This is a genomic window from Caballeronia sp. M23-90, from assembly GCF_053574605.1.
Genome location: NZ_JBSIPA010000324.1, coordinates 1 through 7,629 on the forward strand (window position 1 = coordinate 1; position 7,629 = coordinate 7,629).

The 7,629-nt window shown below is 61.6% G+C and carries 5 protein-coding genes and 3 pseudogenes; all 8 read right to left on the minus strand.

Going from position 1 to position 7,629, the window contains the following annotated elements; translation table 11 throughout:
* Positions 1–414: L-threonylcarbamoyladenylate synthase (locus ACRXB1_RS25190; RefSeq protein ID WP_449493582.1), on the minus strand; the 414-nt coding region annotated here is incomplete at its 3' end.
* 5 nt (positions 415–419) lie between these two features.
* Positions 420–1,607 (minus strand): 5-(carboxyamino)imidazole ribonucleotide synthase, encoded by a 1,188-nt coding sequence (locus ACRXB1_RS25195; RefSeq protein ID WP_061998662.1) that lies wholly within the window; start codon positions 1,605–1,607, stop codon positions 420–422.
* Positions 1,608–1,651: 44 nt separating this feature from the next.
* The gene (gene purE / locus ACRXB1_RS25200) at positions 1,652–2,167 is read right to left on the minus strand and encodes a 5-(carboxyamino)imidazole ribonucleotide mutase (RefSeq protein WP_086382491.1); all 516 of its coding nucleotides are present in this window, start codon (positions 2,165–2,167) and stop codon (positions 1,652–1,654) included.
* 53 nt (positions 2,168–2,220) lie between these two features.
* Positions 2,221–3,123: a phosphoribosylaminoimidazolesuccinocarboxamide synthase gene (locus tag ACRXB1_RS25205; protein WP_449493583.1), complete on the minus strand. Its 903-nt coding sequence runs from the start codon at positions 3,121–3,123 to the stop codon at positions 2,221–2,223.
* A 240-nt stretch (positions 3,124–3,363) separates the two neighbouring features.
* Positions 3,364–3,609, minus strand: a pseudogene (locus tag ACRXB1_RS25210) (class II fructose-bisphosphate aldolase); the annotation flags it as partial.
* 1,001 nt (positions 3,610–4,610) lie between these two features.
* Positions 4,611–6,047, minus strand: coding sequence for a pyruvate kinase (pyk, locus tag ACRXB1_RS25215; protein ID WP_062000714.1), 1,437 nt, complete (start codon positions 6,045–6,047; stop codon positions 4,611–4,613).
* Positions 6,048–6,507: 460 nt separating this feature from the next.
* Positions 6,508–7,563: pseudogene (locus ACRXB1_RS25220) on the minus strand (phosphoglycerate kinase); the annotation flags it as partial.
* Positions 7,555–7,629: pseudogene (locus ACRXB1_RS25225) on the minus strand (2-oxo acid dehydrogenase subunit E2); the annotation flags it as partial. The pseudogenes ACRXB1_RS25220 and ACRXB1_RS25225, both read right to left, overlap by 9 nt.

Below are 7,629 nucleotides of genomic sequence, written 5' to 3' on the forward strand. Positions count from 1 at the left end.
GCCGTGGCCGTCGCGTAAGGCGCTGAACGCGCTCAGCAAAGCCTGCGCGACCGGATGCGACGGACAGCGGATCGCGACCGAATCCTGCCCGCCACTGACCGCCGCGGGCACGTGCGCCGCGCGCTTCAGGATCAGCGTAAGCGGGCCGGGCCAGAAGGCATCGATCAGTTTTTGTGCATCGGGGACAAGCGTCTCGACCCAGTACGCGGGATCGCTGCCAGGCGCGAGATGCACGATCACCGGATGATTCGACGGCCGCCCTTTGGCCGCATAAATCCGCTCGATCGCCTCGGGATTCCCGGCATCGCCGCCGAGCCCGTAGACCGTTTCAGTCGGAAACGCGACGAGCTGGCCGGCGTCGAGCAACGCGGCTGCTTCCGTGACCTGCGCGACGCTGGGTGCTTCGAAGGTCATTCTCGTCAGTCCAGCGCAATGTGCAGCAGGCGGGCGCAGTCGCGCGCCGCCGCACGCACTTCTTCCAGCGTCGTCGCCGTGAAATTCACGTGGCCCATCTTGCGGCCCGGACGCGCTTCTTCCTTGCCATACAGATGCAAACGCGCCGTCGGCATGGCGATGACCTCGTGCCACGGCGGGATGTGGGCCTTGGCGCCATCGAACCAGACGTCGCCGAGAATGTTCAGCATGGCGGCCGGCGAATGCTGGCGCGTATCGCCGAGCGGCATGCCGGTCATCGCGCGTACTTGTTGCTCGAACTGGCTGGTCGCGCAGGCGTCCACCGTGTAATGCCCCGAATTGTGTGGACGCGGCGCCATTTCATTGGCGATCAGCGACCCGTCTTCGAGAATGAAGAACTCCACGCACAACACGCCGACGTAATCCAGCTTCGCGGCAATCGTCAGCGCGGCGTCCTGCGCCTGGGCCACGAGCGCATCGGTTGCATCCGGCGCCGGCACGACGGTCTTCGCCAGGATTCCGCCAACGTGCTGGTTCTGCGCGAGCGGGAAAACGGCAGATTTGCCATCGCCCGCACGCGCGATCAGTACCGACACTTCGAATTTCAGCGGCATGCGTTTTTCGAGCACGCACGGCACGCCGGCAAGCGATCCATATGCGGTGCGGACTTCGTCGACGTTGCGCACGCTCGTCTGGCCCTTGCCGTCGTAACCGAGGCGCGCCGTTTTCAGGATCCCGGGCAAGACGGCGGCGATCTGTTCATCGCTCAGGGCCGCGAGCGCTTCCGGCGACTCGATCACCACATGCGGCGCCACCGGCACGCCCGCGCTTGCGATAAACCGCTTCTCCGCCACGCGATCCTGGGCGATCGCCACGCACCGTCCGGCCGGGCTGACAAACGTGGTCTTGGCAAGGAAATCGAGACTGGCGGACGGCACGTTCTCGAATTCCGTCGATACCGCCGCACACAAGCGCGCGAGTTCGGTGAGCGCGGTTTCGTCGTCGTAGGCGGCGCGGATGTGTTTATCGGCGACGGAACCAGCCGGACTCGTTTCGTCCGGATCGAGGACCGCCACGCGATAGCCCATGGATTGCGCGGCGAAACAGAACATGCGGCCGAGCTGGCCGCCGCCGACCATGCCGAGCCATGCGCCCGGCTGGATGGGAGAACTGGGTTGGGTGTGTGCGTTCATCGTGTGGGGTCGGTCAGCCGGAAGTGTTACTGAAGCTGCTGGATTTAGAGCGGCGGGAGGACCATTGCATGCGCTGCGTCGTTCTGGCGGGCGCGGAAAGCGGCAAGTTTGTCGGCGTAGGCGCTCTGCGTCACAGCAAGAATGGATACCGCGAACAACGCGGCGTTCGCCGCCCCCGCCTCGCCGATGGCAAACGTCGCGACCGGCACGCCCTTGGGCATCTGGACGATCGAATGCAGCGAATCGACGCCCTTCAGGTATTTGCTCGATACCGGCACGCCCAGCACCGGCACCGTGGTTTTAGCGGCGAGCATGCCCGGCAAATGCGCCGCGCCGCCTGCCCCTGCGATGATCGCCGCCAGTCCGCGCGAACGTGCGCTTTCGGCGTAGGCGAACATCTCGTCGGGCATGCGATGCGCTGACACGACCTTGGCCTCGTACGGCACGCCGAAGTCCTGCAGGATCGCGACGGCATTTTTCATCACGTCCCAGTCGGAACTGGAACCCATCAACACCCCGATCAACGGTGCGTCGTGCGTGTGGGCCTGGACTTCGCTCATCGTGCTGCTTTCCTGTGGTTTGGGTCTGTTCGTTCGAGGCAAGAAGCGTGACTTTACGCCAGCGACTGGCCGGTCAGGCGCTGCAACGCCTCTTCATACTTCTCGGCTGTCTTCGCGATGACATCGTCAGGCAGTTTCGGCGCCGGCGGCGTCTTGCCCCACGATTGCATTTCGAGCCAGTCGCGCACGAATTGTTTATCGAACGATGGCGGGTTCGTACCCACCTGGTAACCGTCCGCCGGCCAGAAGCGCGACGAGTCCGCCGTCAGCACTTCGTCCATCAGGAACAGTTCGCCGCGGTTGTCGAGCCCGAATTCGAACTTCGTATCCGCGATGATGATCCCGCGCGTCGCCGCGTATTCGGCCGCTTCCTTGTACAGCTTGATGGAAATATCACGGATGGTCGCCGACAATTCCGTGCCGATACGGCGTTCCATGTCGTCGTATGTGATGTTTTCGTCGTGATGGCCCATTTCGGCCTTCGCTGCCGGCGTGAAAATCGGCTCGGGCAGCTTTTCAGCGTTCTGCAGGCCTGGCGGCAATTCCACGCCGCATACCGAACCCGTCGCCTGATAGTCCTTCCAGCCGCTACCGGCCAGGTAACCGCGCACCACCGCTTCCACCAGGATCGGCTCGAGGCGCTTGACCACGACCGCGCGGCCAGCGACTTGCGGCGCTTCGTCGGCGGAAACGACGGTCGCCGGATCGATGCCCGTATTGTGGTTCGGCACGATGTGCTTGAGTTTCTCGAACCAGAAATCGGCCATTTGATTCAGCACGCGGCCCTTGTTCGGGATCGGCTCGCCCATGATCACGTCGAACGCGGACAGCCGGTCGGTCGTCACGATCAGGAGCTTGTCGGTGCCGACGGCGTAATTGTCGCGGACCTTGCCGCGCCCGAGCAGGGGCACCGATTTCAGCGTGGATTCGTACAGCGGGGAATGTTGGGTGGACATGTCATCTACCGGAAAAGTGCTGCAACGTCGGGCTAGGAAAGAATGATCAGGAGACAAACGAAAAAACCAACACGCCGTTCCCCGGGAATTGCGGGAACGGCGGGTTGTATTGATTCTGTTCGTGGCCGATTCAGCGTCATTGTAAACGCGTCCGGCGGTTGTCTCGAATTTACTCGGGACGAACCGCCGTAAACCTTGCTTACTTCGCTTTCACTTGACGATCTGAGCCAGTTCGCCGGACTAGTACTTTTCGGCGATTTTATCGAGCGGAATTGGTTTGATCTTGCCTGCCTGGCCTTCGCAGCCGAATTGCACGTAGCGTTCGAGGCAGATTTTCTTCGCGGCTTCGCGCGCCGGCTTCAGGTAATCGCGTGGATCGAATTTCGACGGATTCTCGCCGAAAGAGCGGCGGATCGCGCCTGTGATGGCGAGACGCAAGTCGGTATCGATATTCACCTTCCTCACGCCGTGACGAATCCCTTCCTGGCACTATTAGCCACTATCCGTGGCGGGACTTCATTTCACAGGTTATGCGCTGGCGCTCGGAACAGTGTTCGTTGCGGTCAGGGTCATTGCCGGGTTGTTGCTGTTCGAGCTTGCTCGCGTTCCGTTCTGACTGATCTTTTTCGCACTATTAGCCACTGTCCGTGGCGGGACTTCATTTCACAGGTTATGCGCTGGCGCTCGGAACAGTGTTCGTTGCGGTCAGGGTCATTGCCGGGTTGTTGCTGTTCGAGCTTGCTCGCGTTCCGTTCTAACTGATCTTTTTCGCACTATTAGCCACTGTCCGTGGCGGGACTTCATTTCTTTTTCCAACGGCGAAAAAGAAACGAAGCAAAGAAAACGCCTCCCAACCGCTAATTCTTAAGTGTCCCGAGCGTGCGCGTACAACTGTTTGGTACTTCAGAAGAACGCTCGACGCCGGAATCAAGAACACTTGAACCCCTCCCCCTCCGAACACAGATACCCACACGCTTCGCCACCAGTAACTGTGGCAGTCAATACGGAAACCTGCGCGACGCATAACAACGGTTTAGCCCATTGCGAGCCCGTAACGGTTCTACAACATCTTCGCTTGCCTGAGACTTTGCCACCAGCACAGCCGCCCCTTGCGTTTGGGCGCGAGCGCGCGCAGCGGGGAGGCCTAATTAGCGGATTCCCACACTGGTGGCGAAGCGTGTGGGTTGCCGTTGACGGAGGGGGAGGGTTTCAAGTGTTCTTGATTGCGGCGTCGAGCGTTCTTGTGAAGTACCAAACAGTTGTCACTGCACGCTCGGGACACTTAAGAATTAGCGGTTGGGAGGCGTTTTCTTTGCTTCGTTTCTTTTTCGCCGTTTGGAAAAAGAAATGAAGTGCCGCCACGCACAGTGGCTAATAGTGCTAAAGAGATCAGCTAGAACTTAACCCGCGGTAGCCTAAAAAGCAGCAACCCAGCAAAGACCCCCAACCACTAAGAACCAAAACCCCTCCCCCAAGCGCCAGCGCCCTTAAAACGGATCCCCCACCCTCACAATCTTCATCGCGTTAGTCCCGCCGGCTTGCCCCATCGGCTCCCCGACAGTCAACACCACCATATCCCCACGCGCCGCGTACCCCTTCGAAACAACAACCTCAAGCGCCTGCTGAAGCGCAACATCGCGATCGGTGTTCGTATCCAGGTGCAACGAAGTAACATTCCGATAAAGCGCCATAGTGCGCTCACTACCAATTCGCGGCGTCAAGGCAAAAATCGGCACATGCGACCAATGCCGCGACATCCACAGCGCCGTCGCGCCCGACTCCGTCAACGCAACAATCGCCTTCGCCCCAAGGTGATACGCCGTGAACAACGCACCCATCGCAATCGACTGGTCGATGCGCGTGAACGTCCGGTCCAGGAAATCCTTGTCCAGTTCGCTCTGCTCCGATTTCTCGGCCTCAAGGCAAATCGCCGCCATCGTCTCGATGGTCGTCACCGGATATTTCCCCGCCGCCGTCTCAGCCGACAACATCACGGCGTCCGTCCCATCCAGCACGGCATTCGCCACGTCCGATACCTCCGCGCGCGTCGGAACCGGCGCGTGGATCATCGATTCCATCATCTGCGTGGCGGTGATCACGAACTTGTTCGACTCACGCGCCATCCGGATCATGCGTTTCTGCAATGCCGGAACCGCCGCGTTGCCCACTTCCACAGCCAGGTCGCCACGGGCAACCATGATGCCGTCGGAAGCATCGAGAATGCCCTGCAGCGCCGGAATGGCTTCCGCACGCTCGATCTTCGCAATCATCTTCGGCTTGATGCCGTAAGGCGCGCCCGCAATGTTCGCGAGTTGCCGCGCCATTTCCATGTCCGTGGCGTTCTTCGGAAACGATACCGCCACGAAGTCGGCGCCGAGCGACATGGCCGTCTTGATGTCCTCCATGTCCTTCTCGGTCAGCGCCGGCGCGGTCAGCCCGCCGCCCTGCCGGTTGATGCCCTTGTTGTTGGAGAGATCACCGCCCACTTTCACGGTCGTGTGAATCTCTTCACCAATCACGCGCACCACGTCGAGCACGATCAGGCCGTCGTTGAGCAACAGCACGTCGCCGCTGCGCAGGTCGCGCGGCAGATCCGGATAGTCGAGGCCGACGCGTTCGTCGTTGCCGAGTTCACAGCGTGCATCGAGGATGAACGGGTTGCCGGCAATCAACGTGACCTTGCCATTCTCGAACTTGCCCACGCGGATCTTCGGGCCCTGCAGGTCGGCCATCAGCGCAACCTCGCGGCCGCATTGCTTGGCGGCGTCGCGGACGTATTGCGCACGCTGACGATGGTCGTCGGCGGTGCCGTGGGAAAAGTTGAAACGAACCACGTCGAGACCGGCCTGGATCATTTGCAACAGGATCTCAGGGGAGCTGGAAGCCGGGCCGATGGTGGCGACAATCTTTGTAGCGCGATGCATGGAATTCCTCGTCTGGGTGGTATCGCCTGAAACAGCGCTGCGAGTACGGTGTGCTGACGGGGATTCAGTTGTCTCCGCCTGCGGACGCGCGCCGGATCGTGCCGGCGTCGCTTTGTGATGGCTGTTCGATAACGCTCCGGGGCCAGGTATCAGCGACGCTGCACTCGCGCCGCCGATCATGACCGCCGTTTCCTTCTTCAACTTGCCGCTACGCCGGGCGGGAACGCGGGCCGGGCGCTTCGGCTTTGCATCGTCTTCAATGCCTTGATCGCTTTCGGCTGCAGATGAAAGCGCGTCCGGCGTGGACGCAGTAGACGTAGCAACCGCCTCGACCGCGCGGGCATGGCGCGCTTCTTCGCCCACGCTGCCCTCCACGTCCTCGACCATCTTCTCCGCCAGCTCTTCCACGGCCAATACAGACCGCTCGTTATCCGACTCCGACGTGGCTTTTGTCATGGGATCAGGCCCGCGATTCGAGCACTTCTACCGCCGGCAACGTCTTGCCTTCCAGGAACTCGAGGAACGCGCCGCCGCCCGTCGAGATGTAGGAAATCTTGTCGTGGATGCCGTATTTCTGGATGGCCGCGAGCGTGTCGCCGCCGCCTGCAATCGAGAACGCCGACGAGTTCGCGATGGCGTCCGCCAGCGTCTTCGTGCCGTTGCCGAACTGGTCGAATTCGAACACGCCGACCGGACCGTTCCATACGATCGTGCCGGCCTTTTCCAGTTGCGCGGCGAGCGCCTTGGCGGTGTCCGGACCGATATCGAGGATCAGGTCGTCGTCCTGGACCTGGTCGACGGCCTTCGTTTCGGCCTTCGCGGTCGCGGCGAATTCCTTCGCGGTCACGACGTCGCTAGGAATGGGCACCGATGCCCCACGCGCACGCGCTTCGCTGATGATGGTCCTGGCTTCATCGACGAGATCCTTTTCCGCCAGCGACTTGCCGATATTCAGGCCGGAAGCCAGCATGAACGTGTTGGCAATGCCGCCGCCCACGATCAACTGGTCCACTTTCTCGGCCAGCGACTTGAGGATGGTGAGTTTCGTCGATACCTTCGATCCCGCCACGATCGCGACCAGCGGACGCTTCGGCTCGCCGAGCGCCTTGCCCAATGCGTCGAGTTCAGCCGCGAGCAGCGGACCCGCGCACGCCACGGGCGCGTATTTCGCAATTCCGTGCGTGGTCGCTTCAGCCCGGTGCGCCGTGCCGAATGCGTCATTCACGTAGATGTCGCAAAGTTTGGCGAGCTTCTGTGACAGCGCGTCGTCGTTCTTCTTCTCACCCTTGTTGCAGCGGCAGTTCTCGAGCAGCACGACCTGACCCGGCTGGACCTGGACACCATCGACCCAGTCGGCCACCAGCGGCACGTCGCGGCCGAGCAATTCACCAAGACGCCTGGCCACCGGTGCGAGCGAATCCTCGGGCTTGAACTGGCCTTCGGTCGGACGGCCAAGGTGGGACGTGACCATGACGGCCGCGCCCGCGGCAAGCGCCTGCTGAATGGCCGACATCGACAAGACCCTTCTTGTCGGCGTCGCGAATCACCGGGACCATCAAGCCGTTCGGGGTATCGGCGGCGA